General features: G+C 58.1%; 11 protein-coding genes. 8 read left to right on the top strand and 3 right to left on the bottom strand.

Annotation, left to right across the window (positions count from 1 at the left end; translation table 11 throughout):
• The 6 genes from HDF08_RS11285 (at nt 1) to HDF08_RS11310 (ending at nt 14,142) form a co-directional block, all read left to right on the top strand.
• On the top strand, nt 1-1,125 hold the full coding sequence (locus tag HDF08_RS11285) for a multiheme c-type cytochrome (RefSeq protein ID WP_179638554.1): 1,125 nt from the start codon (nt 1-3) through the stop codon (nt 1,123-1,125).
• A 406-nt stretch (nt 1,126-1,531) separates the two neighbouring features.
• Nucleotides 1,532-5,176, top strand: coding sequence for an outer membrane beta-barrel protein (locus tag HDF08_RS11290; protein ID WP_179638555.1), 3,645 nt, complete (start codon nt 1,532-1,534; stop codon nt 5,174-5,176).
• Between the two features lie 12 nt (nt 5,177-5,188).
• The gene (locus HDF08_RS11295; RefSeq protein WP_179638556.1) at nt 5,189-6,787 is read left to right on the top strand and encodes a tetratricopeptide repeat protein; all 1,599 of its coding nucleotides are present in this window, start codon (nt 5,189-5,191) and stop codon (nt 6,785-6,787) included.
• A 20-nt stretch (nt 6,788-6,807) separates the two neighbouring features.
• The gene (locus HDF08_RS11300; protein ID WP_179638557.1) at nt 6,808-10,632 is read left to right on the top strand and encodes an FG-GAP-like repeat-containing protein; all 3,825 of its coding nucleotides are present in this window, start codon (nt 6,808-6,810) and stop codon (nt 10,630-10,632) included.
• Nucleotides 10,629-12,191, top strand: a complete 1,563-nt coding sequence (locus tag HDF08_RS11305; protein WP_179638558.1) for a tetratricopeptide repeat protein — start codon at nt 10,629-10,631, stop codon at nt 12,189-12,191. Before HDF08_RS11300 ends, HDF08_RS11305 begins: the two co-directional genes overlap by 4 nt.
• A gap of 586 nt (nt 12,192-12,777) precedes the next feature.
• On the top strand, nt 12,778-14,142 hold the full coding sequence (locus tag HDF08_RS11310) for a DNA polymerase domain-containing protein (RefSeq protein WP_179638559.1): 1,365 nt from the start codon (nt 12,778-12,780) through the stop codon (nt 14,140-14,142).
• A gap of 30 nt (nt 14,143-14,172) precedes the next feature.
• Here the strand turns inward: HDF08_RS11310 and HDF08_RS11315 are convergent, their stop codons facing one another.
• The 3 genes from HDF08_RS11315 to HDF08_RS11325 form a co-directional block, all read right to left on the bottom strand.
• Nucleotides 14,173-15,255 carry an ATP-dependent DNA ligase gene (locus tag HDF08_RS11315; RefSeq protein WP_179638560.1) on the bottom strand — a complete coding sequence of 361 codons (1,083 nt, stop codon included), beginning with the start codon at nt 15,253-15,255 and terminating at the stop codon, nt 14,173-14,175.
• Between the two features lie 130 nt (nt 15,256-15,385).
• Nucleotides 15,386-16,867, bottom strand: coding sequence for a xylulokinase (gene xylB, locus HDF08_RS11320; protein ID WP_179638561.1), 1,482 nt, complete (start codon nt 16,865-16,867; stop codon nt 15,386-15,388).
• A 20-nt stretch (nt 16,868-16,887) separates the two neighbouring features.
• A complete protein-coding gene (locus HDF08_RS11325) occupies nt 16,888-18,159 on the bottom strand; it encodes an ROK family protein (RefSeq protein WP_179638562.1) in 1,272 nt (423 codons plus the stop codon).
• Between the two features lie 373 nt (nt 18,160-18,532).
• Between HDF08_RS11325 and HDF08_RS21695 the strand changes: the two genes are divergently transcribed.
• Nucleotides 18,533-18,916, top strand: a complete 384-nt coding sequence (locus tag HDF08_RS21695) for a hypothetical protein (protein WP_257030981.1) — start codon at nt 18,533-18,535, stop codon at nt 18,914-18,916.
• 583 nt (nt 18,917-19,499) lie between these two features.
• Entirely contained in the window at nt 19,500-20,816 is a 1,317-nt protein-coding gene (gene xylA / locus HDF08_RS11335; RefSeq protein ID WP_179638563.1) for a xylose isomerase, read from the top strand.
• Nucleotides 20,817-20,828: the final 12 nt, after the last annotated feature.

A 20,828-nucleotide genomic window follows, 5' to 3' on the forward strand; every position in this document is an offset into this window, starting at 1 on the left:
GTGCCAGTCCTTAGACCGAGCTTAGCGACGCGGTTCCGGCCCGCGATCCGCCACATCTCCTGCGTCGCAGCCATCGCAACCGTCACCCTTTGCTACGCCCGTTCAAACCAGACTCCCCGCACTGTTACGACGCCTACCAGCCTCACGACTCAGGAGCGCATGTACGCCCGCGCATTTTGGCCTACCAAAGGCGACGTCGCCGCTGGCGAGTACGCGGGCGAGGCCGCCTGCGCGATTTGCCACGCAGACATAGCCTCTCTTCAGCACCAGACTCCCATGTACCATGCGGCGACACCAGCCTCACTGCTCTCTCTCCACTCACCCTTGAAGTTTCAGGAGAGCACCTTCTCGTACGCAGTTCAGCAGACCACGAGCGGCACCATCTACTTGGTCGACTCCGTCTCAGCCTCCGGGTCTCATTCCGACTCCAGAGCCGTCGCTTGGGCTTTCGGCAACAGCGAAACCGGCCAGACCTATCTCCTCAGGCAAAAGGACGGCTACATCGAGTCGCGCCTCAGCTACTACACCGCTCTGAACGCCCTAGACATCACCGTCGGCCACTCCGGACAGCTTCCTTCGAGCCCACACGACGCCCTCGGTCACGAACTTGCATTCGAGACCGCACAGCGCTGTTTCGCCTGCCACACGACAGCCTCCACTCTATCGAACGTCTTCGTTCCAGAAAAATCCGTCCCCGGCGTCACCTGTGAAGCCTGCCACGGCCCTGGCGCTGCGCATGTTGTCGCTGCCAAAACCGGAAAGGTTCGCCAGACCATCGCCTCCGTCATCAACCCGCTTCCATGTCGCCTGCCGATTCTGTCGACTTTTGCGGCTCCTGTCACCGCACCTTCTCCGATGTCGCTGTCTTTATGCCAGCCAACCTCGGCGCGATCTCGGTCCGTTTTCAGCCCTACCGCCTGGAGAAGAGCCGTTGCTGGGGAAAGACCGGCGACGCACGTATCACCTGCATCGCCTGTCATGACCCCCACCGGCCGCTGGTCCGCGAGAGTGCAGCCTACGACCACAACTGTCTCGCTTGCCACAACTCAGGGTCGGCTCAACAGGTTCGCGATCATCCCCCTTCTACGTCCAATCCGATCCCATCCGCACCTGGGTGCAAGGTAGCCACCAACAACTGCGTCACCTGTCACATGCCAAAGGTTGAGGTTCCCCAAACCCACGCCTCTTTCACGGATCACCAGATTCGTATCGTGCGCGCAAGCATTCCTTGAATTTCCGTTCCTCAGCCTTGAACTCCGGTTCTTGCAGGCGCTTCCCGCTGATCTTGCCACTGATCTGAGGGCTCCGTCCCGCAGAAAATATTGCGTTGCGGACAGTACCCTACCAAGCTCGTAAGTAACTGAAATGAAAATGATTATGAGAGATTACGTTTCAGCTTACCGTAGTACACCTTGCCTGCTCTGTGTCGGATGTCGGTAATGGGTGCCGCTATCCTGCTCGCGCTTGTCACGTTACGGAACATGAAAAAGTTCCGGACGAGCGAGTAGGAATTTTCGGAGGAAGCTTGAACATGAAAGTTTTTCGCTCTTCAGGCACGGTCTGGATTGCCTTTTTCTCAATTTTCGCAGTTCTCACGTTCGTCACCGTGTCGCCTGCTCTCGTTGCTCAGGACCTCACCACATCAGCGACCCTGACCGGGACTGTCACTGACACCACCGGCGCGGTCATCTCAGGGGCGACCGTCATCGTCTCGGGATCCGACAACGGTGTCTCCCGTGCGATCAAGACGGAGGCCAACGGCGACTTTACTGTCCCGCTGCTGCCACCGGGACAGTACAGCCTGCAGGTTCAGATGAAGGGATTCAAGTCGTATCAGCAGAAAGGGATTTCCCTCGTCGCGGAGCGCTCCGCCCATCAGGACATCCGGCTTCCTATTGGTGCCGAAAGTGAGCAGATCGAAGTCACGAGCCAGGCGCCGCTGCTGAACACCGGCGACGCCAACCTTTCCGCCGAGATCACCTCGAAGCAAGTCGAAGACCTCCCGCTCAACCTCCGGAACGTGATCGCTCTGGCGACCCTCAACTCCTCTGTTTCGAACACCTCGGAGAGTCAGCAACTCGGCGAAGGGGGAACCTCCGGCAAGGCAGACCAGGACGTCTCATTTCTCAACTTCGGCGGAGGCTTCTTTGGTACGTCCGGATACCTGATCGACGGAATCTGGGATACGGACAGCACCTGGGGCGCAGCCATCTATGTGCCTTCTGTCGAGGCCGTCGGCGAGTTCAAGATCCAGACCAACTCCTTCACCGCCCAGAATGGATTCAGCACCGGCAACGTCATCAATATCCAGACCAAGTCCGGCACCAGCAACTTTCATGGCGACGTCTTTGAGTTCATCCGGAACTCCGACCTGGACGCCAACAACTACTTCAACAACCATAACGGCAGTCCGAGACAACAATTCAGGCGCAACCAGTTTGGCGTCTCCGCCGGGGGACCGCTCTACATTCCCGGACTGTATAAGCAGCGCGACAAGACCTTCATCTTCGGTGCTTATGAGGGGTTGCGTCAAGGATCCCCGGTTAACAGCACCTTTACCGTTCCGACTGCCGCCATGCGCACAGGCGACTTCTCGCAGCTGCTAACGGGAGCCCTGGTCACGCAGACAACAAACGGCGCGACCACCAACGTCCTCGATCCCTTTGGCAACACCATCCAGGTGAATCAGCTTTTCAATCCTGCGACCGGGCGAATCCTGACCAATGGAACCGTCGACGCCACTACCGGCAAGCAGGTTAGCTGCTCGGGCGGAACGTCGACCTGCTACTACCGCGATCCATTCCAAAATAACAACGTTTCCTCCGCTATCAACCCCGTCGGTGCCAAGCTCATCTCGTACTACCCTACACCATCCAACAACAGCGTAAGCAATAACTTCTTTGCGACCGCCTCGGCGCCGACCACCTCGAACGAGTTCATCGTCCGTGTCGACCACAATTTCACCGATGCAACACGCATGTACTTCCGTTATGCGAATAAGCATGAGCAGAAGACGAACTCGCCCACTTACTATGGCGCGAACGATCCCGGCGGTCCGGGCAATATCCGCCCCAATAACCGCTATAGCATCGCCACTGGATTCAGCCATATCTTCAATGCGACCACTGCGATCAGCGCAAACGCCGGGTTCCATCGCTGGAACCAGGGCGGCCTATACCAAGGCTACCCATTCGACCAGACAACCCTTGGACTGCCGGCGGCCCTCAACAACGGTTCGAACCAGTTCCCTGAGATCTTTGTCGGCAACGGAGGCTCTTCGCTTGGACCCGTCCAAGGCGGCTTCGGAGCCGGCATCGCGAATGTCGGCAGCGTGAGTGTGGACGCAACCAAGACGCTAAAGCAGCATGATCTCTCCTTCGGCTTTATCGACGTCATCCTGCAGAACAACGGCAATGGTCCTGCAAATACTCAGTTCAGCTTTCAGCCGGACTACACTTCGCAGTTTCTGAACACGAGCCCGGTTGGTTCTGCAGGCTATGGATTTGCGTCGCTGCTGATCGGAACGCCAGACAGCGGAACGAACGGTAACCCTACCACCCTTAACGCCTTCCATACCGCCCCCCAGAGGCACTACATCGGCTTTTACGGTCAAGATAATTTCAAGGTAACGAAGACAGTCGTTCTCAACCTCGGACTGCGTTACGAGTTTCAGCCTTCGTTCACGGAGCGGCATAACCGTCAGGCCTACTTCGACTACACCGGCATCAACCCCATCGGCAACTCGGTTGGACTCTCCCTTCCCGGACGAGAGGTGTATAGCACCTCTGGCAACCGCGGCCTGAACAATCTGAATCTGACCAACGTCGCGCCGCGCTTCGGCTTTACCGACCAGCTCAACACGCACATTGTGTTGCGCGGCGGGTACGGGATATTCTTTCCTCCATCCTCCTTCGTTGGTATCCAGTCCAGCCCCGGATATAGCCAGGCGACAAACTACGACGCCAGCGATAATGGTGGTCTCACCCTCAAAACGAACCTCAGCAATCCCTTCCCCAATGGGTTGCTGGCGCCTACCGGCAACGCGCTCGGACCTTTGACCGACGTAGGGTTTAACGCAAGCACCGGGGTTCACTACAACCGCCATTCTCCCCTCCTGCAGCAGTTCTCGCTGGGAGTGCAGTATGCGTTCACAACAAACGACGTGCTGACGACGAGCTACGTTGGCAACCGCGGAACCCACCTGCTCGCCAACTACATCAACCGCACACAGCTGGATCCTTCGCTGGTTACGGCGGCGAACAATAACAATCTGGTCGCCATGGTGCCCAATCCGTTCTATGGCGTCATCAAGTCCAGCTCCTGCGGCCTCGATGCTCCCACCATTCAGCAGGCCCATCTGCTTCAGCCATTCCCGCAGTACTGCGGCGTGCAGGAGAACGAGCCTACCATCGGCGATTCGTACTACAACGCGCTCTTGATCGACTACAATCATCGCTTCCATGCGGGATTGAATGTCCTCGTCTCGTACACCTTTTCAAGATTCATCGATGACACCGGCGGAACGGCCGACTGGGCCTATCGGGGTAACTCGAACGGCTATCGGAACAACTACAATCCGGGATTCGACAGGTCTGTCGACGGAACCGACCAGACCCACAGTCTGGTGGTGAACTACATCTACGAGCTCCCTGTCGGTAAAGGTAAGAAGTTTGCCGGCAACGCTGGCCGGGTTACCAACGCAGTGATTGGCGGATGGCAGGTATCAGGCATCACCACGATCAAGACGGGACTCCCGCTCAGCATCACCGGCAACAACAACTCCAACTACTTCGGCGGCAATCAGCATGCGCAACAGATCGCGGACCCCCATGTCTCTCACCCCGGCATAGGAAGCAATACCGTTCCTGGCACCGGCACTTGGTTCAACACTGCAGCGTTCGAGAATGCTCCCGCGTATACCCCTGGCAATACCCCTCGGTATATCTCCCGCCTGCGTTCCCCTGGTTATGATAATTGGGACGCATCGCTACAGAAGGTCTGGCAGCTCCACGACACCATCAACCTCCAGTTCCGGTCGGAGTTTTACAACCTGCCGAATCACGCGAATTTCTTTACTCCCGATACTGGCGTGGACGACGGTGTCGGAAAGTTTGGTTATATAACCCAGGCATTCGACGCCAGATCCATCCAATTCGCTCTGAAGGTGATCTGGTAGATTGGTCGTCTGATGCGGCTGTCTCAACTTGTTCGGCGTGTTGCGTTCTCGTTGTCGCTCTTCGCCGGTGTGCTTTGTGCCTGTCCCTTGCGCGGCCAGGCACAAGATCTCGACGGACTGCTTGAGAGGGCGCGCGCCGCTCAGTCTTCCGGAGAGTACGCTGAAGCTGCGGCCATCTACGCTCGCGCCACAACTCTCGCTCCTGCCACGCCTGAGCTGTGGTCTAACCGCGGCGTCATGGAGTATCTAGCCGGCGAGATTGGCCCTTCCGTCATCAGTCTGAAGCACGCTCTGCGGCTGAGACCGACCCTCTATATTCCCATGCTCTTTCTCGGCAAGGGGTATATCCAGTCCGGCAAGCCCGAATTGGCCGTGCCCTATCTCAACAAAGCGCACACCCTTCAGCCCAGCGATCCCGAAGTCCTTCTCACTCTCGCCAAAGCCAACGCTGTCCTGAACAAACCCCGCGAGGCAGAGTCTGCCTATGCCACTGCCGCCCGCCTCACTCCAGATAACCCGGCCGCATGGCTCGGCCTCGGCACCGCGTCGCTCAACGTCGTCGCCGCCGATGGCCAGGACTTAGCCACGATCCAGCCGCAATCTGTTTGGGCCCGCGCGCTCTTCGCCGACGAGCTCCTCGCCCAGGGCCGTCCTCTTGAAGCCGTAGACACCTACAACCGCGCGCTCGCCAAAGCCACTCCTGCCCAGCACGCTACGCTTGCCCGCACAGTAAGCTGGCTTGAATCGCACCCCGATCTCTTTCCTATTCCCGCAAACTCGCAAACTGCCTTGCAGAAGCTCGACGAGCAACTCAGCTCTGCCCTCAATAAAGCGTCATTGGCCGCCTGCGATGCTACTGCCGCTCTGCTCGACGCAGCAGCCTGCGCCTTCTGGGCAGGCGACTACGAACACAGCGCCGCGCAGGCAGACGAAGCTCTGAAGCGTTCCCCGCAAGAACCCCAAGCCCTCTACTGGTCCATCAAATCGAATGAGCGCATGGCCGTAGCCGCCCTCGCTCGCTTTGAAGATCTCGCCCCGCACTCCGCCGCCAGCTTCGACATGGTGGGCGACCTCTACCGTGACCAGCGTCAGATGGATAGTGCCCTCGGCGAATACCGGAAGGCCCTCGAAGTTGATCCCCACGACCCCGGGGCTCTTCTCGGCTCAGTCGTCGCTGACATTGGCACGAGCCGGCTCGACGAAGCCGCCGCTACCGACAGGCTCGCTCTCGCCGACCGCCCGCAGGACCCGCAATTAAACCTCCTCATGGCCGAAATCCTGGCTGCCAACTTCCACTACGTCGAAGCCCGGCCCTATCTCGCGAAGTGCGCTGCCGGACCCCCCGAGATGCAGCCCCGAGTCCACCTCCTGCTCGCCCACGCCGACGCCAAGGAAGGCAGCATTGAGGCTGCCATACGGGAGTATCAACTCGCTCTTCCCGGAGATCAGGACGGCAGCATCCACTTTCAGCTCTCACGTCTTTACCGCAAGACCGGCAACGTCGTCCTCGCTCAGAAGGCAGAAGACCAGGCTAAGGCTCTCATCGCGCAACGCCGAGCGAACGCCAACATCGAAATGCGCGAGATGACTGGCGGATCTTCCTTGCAGTGACTTCCTGAGCTTAAGACTCAATGACCGAAAACGTACATCCCACCTCGGACCTTCCCGATCCCGCCTCTTCGACGTGGTTCTCCCGCCGATCGTTCGTTCGCTCCGGAGGTATCGTTCTCGCGCTGCGTGCGGCCAAACTCCGCGCAGCGCTGTTGCTTCCGCCGCCACCTCTATCTCCCCCATGCCTGGTAACCTCGCGAACGCTCTACCCTCTGCTGCTCGAACGCTTCATCTCCAAACTCGATCCTGCAGCAGACATCTTTGTTTGTGAGCAATATGCTGTCGACATTATTGAAGTGCTGGATTCATGGGTCGCCTCAATATATGCCGAGACATCTGTAATCGGTGCAATACGCACTCATCTCGCGGAATCGCTCATAGCCTGCTCGATGGCTCAATTCCAAACGGTCCCACTTCGCAACTCCGGCGCGCTTCACATCGAGCGCCGCAGCTTCCAAGTCTCGCAAAGCAGCAGCCCAGAGAAATTCCTCGCCGAACTGGCCATATACCTCGCTCCCTTCGCCAAGATTGAAACCCTTGAGCTCGACCTCTGCGACATCCGCATCGCAACGACCTCTCCGCTAACCATCGACACGGACATCCGCTACAACTTTGTCGGAAAAACACACGATGGCGCACGCGAACAACGGGTTGGAGCGTGGAAGCTAGTGTGGGCAAGAGAAGACGCTGCCGAGTGGAAGATCACGCACTGGGCTGCCGATCCCGAACTCCGAAGCCGCCTTACTGGCCCCGGCTTCACCGAGATCACAGGCCGCTGCCTCTCCCCGAGCACACAGTTGTCGCTTGGTATCGACGCATGTCGCACCGCGCTCGACGGTGCTACCGGCATCGACGTCTATGGAAACCACGGCATCGCCGTCGGTGACATTGACGCAAGCGGATACGACAGCCTCTACGTCTGCCAGCCCGCCGGTCTTCCTAACCGCCTCTATCACAACCGAGGCGATGGCACCTTTGAAGACATCACCGAAGCCTCCGGCACCGGCATCCTCGACGGCACCGCCTCTGCACTCCTCGCAGATTTCCGAAACCGTGGGCGGCAGGACCTCCTCGTCGTCCGCACCGGCGGCGTCCTTCTCTTCGAGAACCTGGGCAATGGCCGCTTCGAACCCCGCCCTGATGCCTTCCACTTCGGCCGGCTGCCGCAAGGCACCTTTACCAGCGCGGCGATTGTGGACTACAACCGCGATGGCCTCCTCGATGTCTATCTCTGCACTTACAGTTACTACAAGGGCCTGAACCATCACCAGTTTCCCGCGCCTTACTATGACGCGCAGAATGGGCCGCCAAACTTCCTCTTCCGCAACCGCGGTGACGGAACCTTCGAAGACGTCACTGTCTCAAGCGGCATGGACCAGAACAATAACCGCTTTAGCTTCGCCGCCGCCTGGTGCGATTACGACAACGATGGTTGGCCCGATCTGTATGTCGCCAACGACTTCGGCCGCAAGAATCTTTACCGCAACAACGGCGACGGCACCTTCACCGACATCGCCGCCAAAGCAGGGGTCGAAGATTACGGGCCAGGCATGAGTGTTTGCTGGATCGACCACGACAATGATGGTCTTCAGGACCTCTACGTTGCCAATATGTGGCTCGCCGAAGGCAACCGCATCACCGCCGACGATCAGTTCCTTCCCGGCGTCGATTCCACTATCCGCGCGCTCTATCGCAAGCACAACGCCGGCAACTCGCTCTATCGCAACAACGGCGATGGCAGCTTTGCCGACCGGACCACCCATGCCGGATCGGCCAAGTGCGGCTGGTCATGGTCGAGCGCATCATGGGACTTCGACAACAATGGCTGGGCGGATCTCTACGTCGCCAACGGCTTTGTCTCCAGTCCCAACCACTATGACCTACAGAGCTTCTTCTGGCGGCAGGTCGCGCAACGCTCCGCTACCTCCGCCGGAGCATCGCCCGAGTACGAACTCGCCTGGAACGCCATCAACGAGCTTCTCCGCTCGGGCTACTCCTGGAGTGGTTACCAGCGCAACGTCTTCTTCGCCAACAACCGTGATGGCACGTTCTCGGAGGTCTCCGGCGCGGTCGGTCTCGACCTCATCGACGACGCTCGCGCCTTCTCGCTCAGCGACTTCGACCACGACGGCCGCCTCGAAGTGGTCCTCAAAAACCGCACAGGCCCACAGCTGCGCCTACTCCGCAACGACCTCGAAGACATCGGCAACTCGATCGTCCTTCGCCTCACCGGACACACCAGCAACCGCGACGCAATCGGCGCGACCGTCACTATCGAGTCCGGCGCGCAACGCCAGACTAAGTTCATCTCCGCAGGCAGCGGCTTCGCCTCGCAGCACACGAAGGAACTGTCCTTCGGCCTCGGCAGCGCATCGGGACCGATCTCCATCTCCATCTGCTGGCCCACCGGCAACGTCGATCGCTACGACGGCCTCCCAATCGACCATCGCATTCAGATCGATGAAGGCACGCCAACCTTCAAAGCAGAACCCTATCGATCCATTCCATCGCACACCGCCTCTGCTCCGCCTCCCTCGCAGCTATCCGCACAAGTTGATACGAGGCTGGCCACATGGTTGATCGCCCCGCTCTTCGGCCCCGCCCTCAAGCTTCCCGACAGCACCGGCGATATCCATCAACTCAGCGATCTCAAGGGAAGGAAAGTCCTCCTCACCTTCCTCGGCGCGGATTGCACCGCGAAACAAGACAGCCGCAGACAGCTCGAACACCTCACGCAAGCCTCTGCGGCATTCACTAGTGCTAACCTCGCGCTCTTCGTTGTCTCCGCATCTTCCGATAAAGAGCTATCCGCAACCGCCTTCGCAACCTCCGCATTCCCCATCCACATCGCCACTGAAAGCGAACTCGGCCCCTGGAACATCCAGTACCGATACCTCTTCGATCGCCGCCGCGACATGCCCTTGCCCGTCTCCTTCCTCCTCGACGTGCAGGGCGCGATCGTCCGCGTCTACACCGGCCTCGTCGCCGCGCAGGAAGTCATCACCGACGCCAACTCCGCGCCGCGCACGTCTGACGAGTTCCTCGCTCATGCCATGCCGTTTCCCGGCCCCTACTACGGCGCTCCCATGCAGCACGACTACCTCACCTTCGGCATCGCCTTCTCCGAGTACGGCCATGAGGAAGCCGCCCAGTTCGCCTTCCTCCGCGCCATCGACGCCGATCCCAACAACCAGCTTGCCTGGTTCAACCTCGGCACCATCTTCCTCAACCGCAAGCTCTACCCCGAGGCCCGCAAGTATCTCACCGAAGCGACGCGCCTCAACCCGCAAGACTCAGACGCCTGGAACAACCTCGGCACAGTCTCTGGCTCCGAGCAGAGGTATGACGAGGCTCTCGATGAGTTCCGCCGCGCCGCGGTCATCAATCCGCACCACGCCAACGCGATCGAAAACATGATGCGCATATACCAGTTTCAGAACCGCGCCGCCGAAGCCCAGAGGATCCTTGAAGAGCTGATCGCCACCGCGCCTGGCGTCGCCCAGCTTCATCTCGACCTCTCCGTGACACTAGTCGCGCAGAACGACTTGAAGCACGCCCGCGAAGAACTCGAAACCACAATCCGTCTTGACCCTCGCAACCCCGACGCTATCAATAATCTCGGCGCCGTCCTGCTCCGCCTCGGCCTGACCGACCAAGCGCTGGAGCAGTTCGAGCGCTGCCGCCGGCTCGCTCCGGACTTTGACCGCGCCGCGATCAACGCCGCGGCCCTCTACAACCGCGCCGGCCAGCGCGATCGTTCCCGCGAGATCCTTACTACCTTCCTTACCCGCCATCCGGGCAACGCCGCCGTGCAATCCGCGCTCGACAGGATGGGAACGCCATGAGACCTCTTCGCCTTCTCGCCTGCCTGCTCTTGCTCGTCATCCTCTCACCAACCTTCAGCTCCGCAGCCGATTCAGCATCCGTCTCCGGCACCGTTCGCGACTCAGACGGCAACCCCCTCGCCAACGTCACCCTCACCCTCGCAGGTCGCTCCACGCAGCAGGCCATCAGTGACTCATCCGGACGCTTCCGCTTCGCCGCAGACCTTCCACCTGGCGATTACGCACTCTCCGCCGTCCTCACGGGCTACGCTGCATCCGGCCCACTTTCCATTCATCTCCAATCAGCCCCTTTCAACGCGGACATCGTCCTCGCCCGCGCCCCCGCGCCTCCGCTCGAGTTCCAATCCTCTGGCATCCGCGGCCTCATCGATCCCGGCGGCTACTCCGCATCCATCGCAACCGCCTCCACTGGTGTGCTGCGCGGCATCGCCGAGCTGAGGCGCAAGGACACCTCCTTTGCTACGTCAACTGCAAAGGACTGGCCCTGCGTCCTCGAACCCCAACTCCGCCAAGCCGTCGCACAGCATCCCGATCAGCCCGAACCATCTTTCCGGCTCGGCCAGTTGTACGTTGCCCACGATCAACCCTCCCAAGCCATCCCGCCGCTGCAACACACCCTGGCGCTCGACTCCGCCAACGAATCTGCCTCCCGCACCCTCGCCGCTGCTTGGCTCGAAGCAGGCAACTTCGACGCCGCGCTAAAGCTACTCAAACGGCTTCTCGTCACCCGCGACACATCTGAGCTCCACCAGCTCCTTGCCCGCGCCGACGAAGGCTCTGGCCTCTTCCCACAAGCCGCACAGGAATACCGCGTGGCCGTCGCTCTGTTGCCCTCCGAAGAGAGCTCCTTCGGCATCGGATACGAACTGCTCCTCTCCGGCTCGCTCGCCAATGCTGCCGCCGCATTCACTGAAGGCATCACCCGCTATCCCAAATCAGTCTCCATGCAGATTGGAGCAGGCACCACCCGCTTCCTTCAAGGCGACATCGACGCGGCACTCCAGAACTTCCTTACAGCCACAGATATCGACCCGGCGGACCCGCGCCCTTACTCGTTCCTCGCTACATCCGCTGCCGCTTCAACTGATCAGCGGAGCCGCGTTCATGACACCTTCAAACGCTATCTTGCGCTCGACTCCAACAGCGCAAACGCAAACTACTTCTACGCCCTTGCGCTCGCCCGCGCATATCCTCCAGGCAACGCCGCGCAAATCGAGGCCCTGCTCATGCACGCCATCCAGCTAGACTCAGCCCTCGCTAAAGCCCACCAGCAGCTTGCCGACAGCTACTTCCGCCGCAACGACTTCGCCGACGCAGTCTCCGAGTACGAAACCGCTCTCAGGCTCACGCACGACCCCGAGCCACACTACCACCTCGCTCTCGCCTACAAGCGCATGGGCCGCGCCGCCGACTCCGACCGCGAGATGCAGCTCTTCCGCCAGTCGCGCGAAGTCGGCGGCCAGGCCTCCGCCGCATTCACCGGCATTGATCTAGCACAGTTCATCTCGGCAACCGGCGCACCAAGACCGCACTCCGGTCTGCCGCTCCAATGCCCTTAACCTCGCAGTAATGGCGATCCTAAACACTTTGTTAGATTTGCATCTGCGGATGAATCAGTGCGAGCACGGATCAGGCGCCAAAATTTTTTCCACCGTCCGCCGTGCGAACACGTCGCCCATGGCGATCGATCCGCCTTCCTGACCGTGCATGGCGCAGAATGTCTTGGTATGAAAAACCACTTGAAGATATTTGGGCCGCGCTTGCCCAGCGGATCGTCCAGGCTCTGATCTATCCCCGGGCTGAAACCGTCCAACGAAAGGGTAAAAGTCCTACTACACGCACCTTTGACATGTATGCTCCCCGCTTAGAAATCAAATGAATATCGCGCGTGGATACGCTATCAGGCTTGAGCCAAACATTGATCCGACGAAACCCTTCATTGGTCTCAAAATTCCGATAAAGGAAGTAGAAGATCCACGACGTTGACTTCCAGGCGAATCGAAACTGCGGACCAGACGCGATGATCTGCTGGCATTCCGGCTATTTCCGAGGATGGAGACCTAGCCGGCTCGCCTTTCTGCCCGGCATTCAACCACTCCTGGACCGGTGAAGCGCATCACAACTGCCAGGAGCGAGGAGAATGTCATGGCGAAGACAGATGATGCAGAGTTGGTTGAGGTCGCGGGCCACATGGTGCGCATCAGCAGCCCGTCAAAGCCCTACTTTTCAAAGGGCGTCCAGCTGACAAAGCTGGACATTGTGCGCTACTTCCTTTCCATCGCGCCAGGTGCGCTGCGCGGCATCGTGGATCGTCCCGTGGTCCTCAAACGCTTTGTAAATGGCGCGGAGGCGGAGCCGTTTTATCAGAAGCGCGCCCCCAGTGATCTCCCGGACTGGATGCGGACGGTGACCTTGTCCTTCCCGTCCGGTCGCACCGCAGACGAAGTGGTGGTGGATGAGGCCGCCGGTCTCGCTTGGATTGTGAACCTTGGTTGCATAGAGTTGCACCCGCACCCGGTTCGCACGGGAGACCTCGATCATCCCGATGAGCTGCGCGTGGACCTCGATCCGCAACCCGGAGTCGGATGGAGCGACGTGCGCATTGTAGCCATGGAAGTGAAAGCTCTTCTCGACGAGTTGGGTCTGGTGGCGTGGCCGAAAACCAGTGGATCACGTGGTATTCACATCAATATCCGGATTGAACCGAGGTGGAGCTTTACCGAAGTGCGCCGGGCCGCGCTGGCTCTGGCTCGCGCGGTGGAGGGACGATGTTCGTTGGCGAGCAGCAAATGGTGGAAGGAAGAGCGACATGGAGTTTTTCTGGACTACAACCAGAATGCGAAAGATCGGACGACCTGCTCCGCCTTCTCGGTGCGGCCGCTGCCCGATGCGCGAGTGAGCACACCGCTGCGGTGGGATGAAGTGATGAGATGCGATCCAGCGGACTTCACCGTGCTTACCATTCCGGATCGATTCGTGAAGATCGGTGACCCGCACGCTGCCATGGACGAACACGCGGGTGTGCTCGATGCGTTGCTGACAATGGCTGAGCGGGATGAGGCGGTGGGTCTCGGCGATGCGCCATGGCCTCCTCACTTCCGTAAGGTGGAGGGTGAGCCTGCGCGTGTGCAACCATCGAAGGCCCGCAGCTCCGGCAAGTCAAGTAAGGTGGTCAAAGCTGAAGGTGAAGAGGTTGATCCGGCGGCCGCTCCTGTCGCGAAGAAAGGACGACGGCAGCCCACGATGCCCCTGATCGTGGTTGCACAGTCATCCGACAAAGCTGCGGCGGAAGCAGGGCTCGAGCGGTGGAAGCAGCAGCACTCCGAAGCTGCGGCGCTGCTGGCACCGGATGACGTGCTGTTGGACCGCATGCGCGGGTCGGCGTACGTGTGGTATCGCATTCGTGTGAATCTGCGACATGTGCCGGAGACGCTACGGCCGTCGCAGGATACGCCGGATCCGGACGATGACCCAACACGGGCGTGGCGCGAGACGAAAAAAAGGACGTGAAGCGCTCGGTTGGAGCCTGTTGACTCGCGGCTAGATTCGCTCCGGAAAAATGCTCATCAATTCCTCAGGCGGAATGACCTCGAGCTGCTCGTAGGTGCAGTCCCTTGGAACCTTGTCAGGACGCCAACGCCTGAAGTGCGCCAGGTGGCGGAAGCGTGTGCCCTGCATATGCTCGTAGGCGACTTCGACCACAAGCTCAACGCGGAGCGGCACCCAGCTCAGGTCTTTGCCACCACTCCATCGCGACTGGCCGCCGGGCATGCGGCCGCTGGCATGTGCGTCCTCGCTTTTCCAGTCTTCCCAGGGATGGTTGCGGAGCGCATCTTCGCGATAGGGTGCGAGAAACTCCACTAGCTCCCTGCGTTTGGTGGCGGTAAAGCTGGCGCAGACCCCGACGTGCTGTAGCCTCCCAGAAGCGTCATGCAAGCCTAACAGTAGCGAGCCAACCGCGGTGCCTTCGCCATCCTTGTGCCACCGAAGACCGGCGACAACGCAATCGCAGTCACGCTCGTGCTTGATCTTGAGCATGGTACGTTTGTCTGGCGTATATGGCCCCGCGATGGGTTTGGCAATCACGCCGTCGAGCCCCGCCCCTTCGAAACGTGTGAACCAGTCCTGCGCAATTGTGCGGTTCCGTGTTGCGGGCGTCAGGTGCAGCGGCATGTGCAAGTTTGCAAGGACTCGTTCAAGCTCGCCGCGCCGCACGGCGAAAGGCTCGTCGCGCAGGTCACGGTCGTCAAGTTGAAGCAGGTCAAAGAAGACAATCGAAGCCGGAGATTGGGCAGCGAGGGTCTTCACGCGCGAAGCCGCAGGATGTATGCGTAGCGTCAAGGCCTCAAAGTCAAGACCGCCATCCCGCGCAATGACGATCTCCCCATCCAGGACGCATCGTTGCGGCAATAGCTTGAGCAGCGGGTCGCGCAGTTCTGGAAAGTAGCGATCGAGAGGCTTGCCATCGCGACTTTGGAGTAGCAACTCCTCTCCGTCGCGAAAAATAATAGCGCGAAATCCGTCCCACTTCGGCTCAAAGATCCATACGTCTGCATCGGAGGGGATCGTATCGACCCGCTTGGCGAGCATTGGCAGGATCGGCGGCGACAACGGTAAGCGCATGCTGTGTTTGATGCGGGCTGTCCTTGTCGCGGTTGATCGCTATCTTTCAGTGGCTTTTCGCTATATTCGCGCTCAAACTGGCCGCCTCCCACAGGTCGAGGCTCTGCAAATACGATTGTGTTTCGTGTTGCTAGACACCATATTGAGCGAGTCGATGTTGCTTGTACGCAGCACGCACCTCAGCGTATTGGGGCGCAATTATAGGATTAGACGAAGCTGTCCCCCTGTCATCAAGCTTGATGCAACGATCGCAGATCTCGACAAAGGTTTCTCGAGAACCGCCCTCGCTACCAGCGGCAAAGATGGCCTGAATGCAAGCGCCGAGACACCCGGCTTCTTCTTCCAGAGGAACGTGAACGTCTGTGCCACTCGCGTCGGCCAGAAGCTGACGCCATTGCGTTGAACGTGAACCACCTCCGATGAGTAGAATGCGTTTTGCGCTTTTACCATTGAGGATGAGATCGAGGCCATCGAGAACGCCAAAGCTGACTCCTTCAATCGTCGCCCGGATGAGATTGGCTGGAGTGAAATTGGACGCCGAGACCCCGAGAATAGAGCCGTGCGCAGACGGTAGGTCGGGCGTGCGTTCGCCATTGAGAAACGGAATGAAAGTGAGACCATCCGCCCCCGGCACTGTAGTTGTCATAGCTGACTCTATGTCAGTGACTGAGCGGCCAAGCGTATTCAACATCTGTGTGACGACATTAGTTGCGTTCATGGTGCACACGAGAGGAAGCCAGCCGTTCGAGGACGCACAAAAGGGAGCGATGCCTGGATCCAAGCTGGGCACGAATTCATCGCGGAACGAGTAGACGGTAGCGGAGGTGCCAAGACTCATGGTAACAACGCCTTCCGTGACATTACCTGTGCCAATTGCTCCCATCATATTGTCTCCACCGCCACTGGCGACAAGACAAGAGTTGGAGATACCAAGATCCGCGGCTATATCTGGCTTTACATTTCCAACGATCCGCTCTGCAGGAACAAGTGCCGGAAGCGCACGAAGAAGCTGCCCGGTGCCATGGTCAATAGAGGCGAGAATCTCAGCAGCCCAGGCACGGCTGCGAACATCGAAGTAGCCCGTGCCAGAGGCGTCTCCATACTCCGCGTAGAGATTGCCGGTAAGCCAGAAGTTGAGGTACTCATGAGGAAGAAGAATGTGTCGAATTTTTGCGAAGTTTTCTGGTTCTCGCTGCTGCAGCCAAAGCAGCTTTGATACCGTGTAGCCGGTAAGGGGAATGATGCCAAAGCGCTTGAGAAAAGTTTGCTCACCTCCAAATCGGGCGATCAGTTCGGCGTTCTGCGATGCGGTTTCGGTGTCGTTCCAAAGCTTGGCGGGACGAATCACCTGCATGCGTTCATCAAGAACGACCAAGCCGTGCTGCTGGCCCGAAACTGCGAGGGCTCTTATCGGACGGCCAGGAGCCTTCGCCATTGCTTGCTTGATTGAGAGTCGGAGTGCCTCAATCCACCATTGAGGTTCCTGCTCGCGAGCGCCGGAAGGTCGCTGGATAATTTGATGTGTCGCGTGTCCTCGACCATGTGCGATGCCATGCTCGTCAATCAAGAGAGCCTTTGTTCCTTGAGTGCCGCAGTCAATACCGAGATACATGGTTGGCGTCTCGTCTTCCGTTATGTTGCGAGCGTTTTGGTTGCAGACTCTGAGCGCTTACTTGTGTTTATACTACGGCGCAATGAGCTGTGATAGCCGGAGTGACGCTGAAGCGCGATGGCAGCAGCTCCACGAAGGCGAGCCATCTCTCCCCCAGTCGTAATCTCCAGGCGAGGTGGAGAGCCTGCGAGAATGCCGGAAATCAACTCTTCTTGCACGATGGAACCGAAGGTGGACCACGCAGTCGTAAGAGCACCAGTGATGAGAAGAAGTTCTGGCGAAAGGGCTGCTGTGACGAGTCGGAGCCCTTGTCCTAGATGAAGGGCTTGTTTCTTGATCGCTTTGATTGCGTGCGAATCGCCTTCCTTGGCTAAGTGCATAAGATTTTGAATGGAGGTAATGTTTGTGTTTGGTCTGAGCTCAGAATAGAAACGGAGGGCAGCATCGGATGACGCGAGCGTCTCCCAGCAACCCCGCTTTCCGCAACCACAAAGAGGCCCAGCAGGATCAACCGGAATATGCCCAAACTCGCCCGCGAGGCCGTTGAGACCAGAGACAATCTGCCCATTGGCAAAGATTGCAGTGCCAAGTCCCTCCGAAAGGCTGATAAGAACGGCATTCCGTGTCTTGTCCATGCGTCCAAACCAGAGTTCGGAGAGGAGACAAGCCGTTGCATCGTTGTCAAGCTCGACCTGGAGGTGAAGCTTCTTCTGGATCGCTCCCTTAATGTCGTAGTCCGCCCATTTCAAGTTGGGGGCGTGAATCAGATGGTTTGTCTTTGGGTGGACGCGGCCAGGCACGCTGATTCCAACCCCTTCAAAGGTTTTGTGGGGAAAGCGATCACGCATCGCCTGCATAGCTTCGATCATTCCCGCCACAGATCGCTCAGGGTCCGAGAAGATACTGATCTCTTCATGCGCGAGCATGCGCCCGTTGAGATCAATGATGGCAAGGATTGCTCTTCGCGGCCGAAGGTCGGCTACCAACATGACGAGATTGTCGTTGAGCGATAGCATCGTCGGGCGGCGGCCGCGTGGCCTCCGGGCCACCGCCCCTTCAACAATCCAGGTCTCCTGAAGCAGCTGCTCGACGATATTAGAGACGGTGCTGGGCTGCAAGCCTGAGACGCGTGACAGATCCGCACGCGAGATCGGTTGCTTGGACCGAACAATCTCCAACACGATGTCGCGGTTGATGTCGCGGGCGATCTCGCTTGATGCGAGCTCGACGTAAGCGAGATCGATCCGCCTGAAGCCTTTCTCGACGCGCTCCGTTATTTCTTTAGCAAACATGGCGTGCTCGCATAAGCTGAAAGCTCATTAGTTATCGATAGTCGAAGAAGTAGGCCTCTCGTAAATTAGTCAACCTTTAGTTTGCAAAGGGGATGTGTCTCTCGCCGAGTTAATAAAATCGCAAGAACTATTTCGTCAAGGCCTAGTATAACGGTGCCTTACCGCAATTTATAGAGAGAAGTAAAGCAACCTCAGGGGAAGGTATGAATAGCCTGTAAACATCTATTCTGCGCGGGTGGCACGAGGATGTCTATTTGCAGTCCAAGCAATACCCATTGACAACTTAGTCGCATGGTCGATATAGTTCGGGTCGCGAGTAAAATAACGTTTTTTTGATCATCCCGACGATCACCAACCTTTTTGGGAAATTTTTATGAGCGACATGGCGGGCAATATCAGCGCGTTCTCCACTGTCTGGACCTACTACATCTATGGCGCGTTCATCACTGTCTGGACCTACTACATCTACGGCGCGTTCATCAACAAAAAGCATCGGTCAAGCACTACGTCACTATGGGACGATGGTCAACGGCTATTGGGATGCTCGTGTCGATTGCGACAGCATAATCTCGGGATGAATGCGGCCTCGATCACGGACTACGTGCAAGCGCTATACAGCTTTTTCATTGCGCCGCTCTTCGGGACTGTGATCTTGGGCATGCTGTGGAAGAGGGCTACGAAAGCCGGAGGATTCGGGGGCTATTGCCGGAACCGCCGCTTCAATAGGAATGTTTGTCTGGGTGCGTATGAATGGTGAGGGTCTGCGATATATCGCAATGAGTCCCGACGCACGTCCGATGGCGAAGAACCTTTATCATGTGTTGTGGAGCTGGCTGATCTGCGTTGGCGTGACGGTCGCCGTAAGCCCGATGACGAAAGCTACACCCACCGCCCAACTTGCTGGATTGGTCTACGGAGTAACTCCGCTACGCAGCGACGGCGCAGAAAGTCTCTGCAGAAACCAGCCTTCTGGCAGCAGTAGTGATCGTTGTGTTCTTCGTTCTGAACATAGTTTTTAAACAGAGCTGAAGGAGAAACGATGAGGGACAATCACTCGCAAGAACAAGGAGGTCAAACTCGCAAAGCAAAGCTCTCGATATGGTTTTTCTACCGTATCTTGATGCTTGCCGATGGTCTGGTTCTGTTAGGCCAAGGCACCTTTGAGCACTTCGGTCACGAACCGTCCACAGTTTTGGCGAATTTGCAACCGACACTCTGGTGGGGCGTTCTACTGACCCTCTTCGGCGGTTTCTACACTGTGCGGTTTCGTCCAGCGGAGCACTCGATCGAGTAAGTTCTCTATAAGACAAAGGCACAAAGCAAATTTTATTGGGGGATATATGGGGCAATCGATTTTCAGTGACTTTACGACAGTCCGATACGAGGGATCAGCCAGCACATCCGGTCTGGCGTACCGTTGGTACGACGCCGACCGATCGGTACTAGGAAAGCCGCTACGCGATCATCTGCGATTTGCAGTCGCTTATTGGCATAGTTTAGTGATGAACGGTAGCGATCCGTTTGGCGCACCGACAATAAATCGTCCTTGGATGAACCGCGATGATGCGATGCAAGCCGCCCATGATAAAGCTGACGCTGCATTCGATCTTTTTCGCGTTCTCGATCTCCCGTTCTATACATTCCATGATCGCGATATCACGCCTGAGGGCGCAACTCTACGTGAATCCATTGCGAATCTTCTCAGCATGTCGGACTACCTGGCGAAGAAGATGGAGTCGTCAAAGACTCGGTTGTTGTGGGGTACGGCAAACCTTTTCAGCCATCCGCGGTTCATGTCAGGCGCCGCAACTAACCCTGACCCCGAGGTGTTTGCCTACAGTGCAACGACGATCAAACACTGCATGGACGTCACGAAACGATTAAGCGGTGCAAACTATGTGTTGTGGGGAGGCCGCGAGGGCTACGAGACACTCCTGAACACAAGTCTGAAGCGTGAGCTTGAACAGATGGGTCGCATGCTCTCATTGGTGGTGGAGTATAAGCACAAAATCGGATTCAGTGGGCAAATCCTTCTTGAACCTAAACCGAAAGAACCCACTGTGCATCAGTACGATTTCGATACCGCAACAGTCTTTGGATTTCTGAAGAGGTTTGGCCTCGAGAGCGAGGTGAAGGTGAATTTGGAAGCGAATCATGCGTTGCTGGCAGGGCACACCTTCGAACATGAGATTGCGACCGCTGCTGACCTCGGAATTCTCGGTTCTCTCGACATCAATCGCGGCGATCCACTGCTCGGTTGGGACACGGATCAATTTCCCGCAGATCTGTACTCGATGACGCTGGCAATGTACCAGGTAATCCAGGCCGGCGGTCTGGGGATGGGCGGTATGAATTTCGATGCAAAGGTGCGGCGACAGTCTACGGAGCCGGAAGATCTGCTGCACGCACACATTGGCGGTGTGGATATGTGTGCACGCGCGTTCCTGATCGCGGCGAAGGTCCAGGAGGAAGGGCGTCTCGCTGAGATTGTTTCGACACGCTATGCCGGTTGGAATCTACCGGAGAACCAGGCGATTCTTGCGGGCAAAGAGTCATTGGATGAGATCGCTGCCCGAAGCGAGGAGCGCAATATCAACCCGCAACCTCGATCGGGACGGCAAGAGCAACTGGAAAACTTGATCAATCGTTACCTGTAGTCAAGGAAAGAC

The organism is Tunturiibacter empetritectus (genome assembly GCF_013410875.1).
Lineage (GTDB): Bacteria > Acidobacteriota > Terriglobia > Terriglobales > Acidobacteriaceae > Edaphobacter > Edaphobacter empetritectus.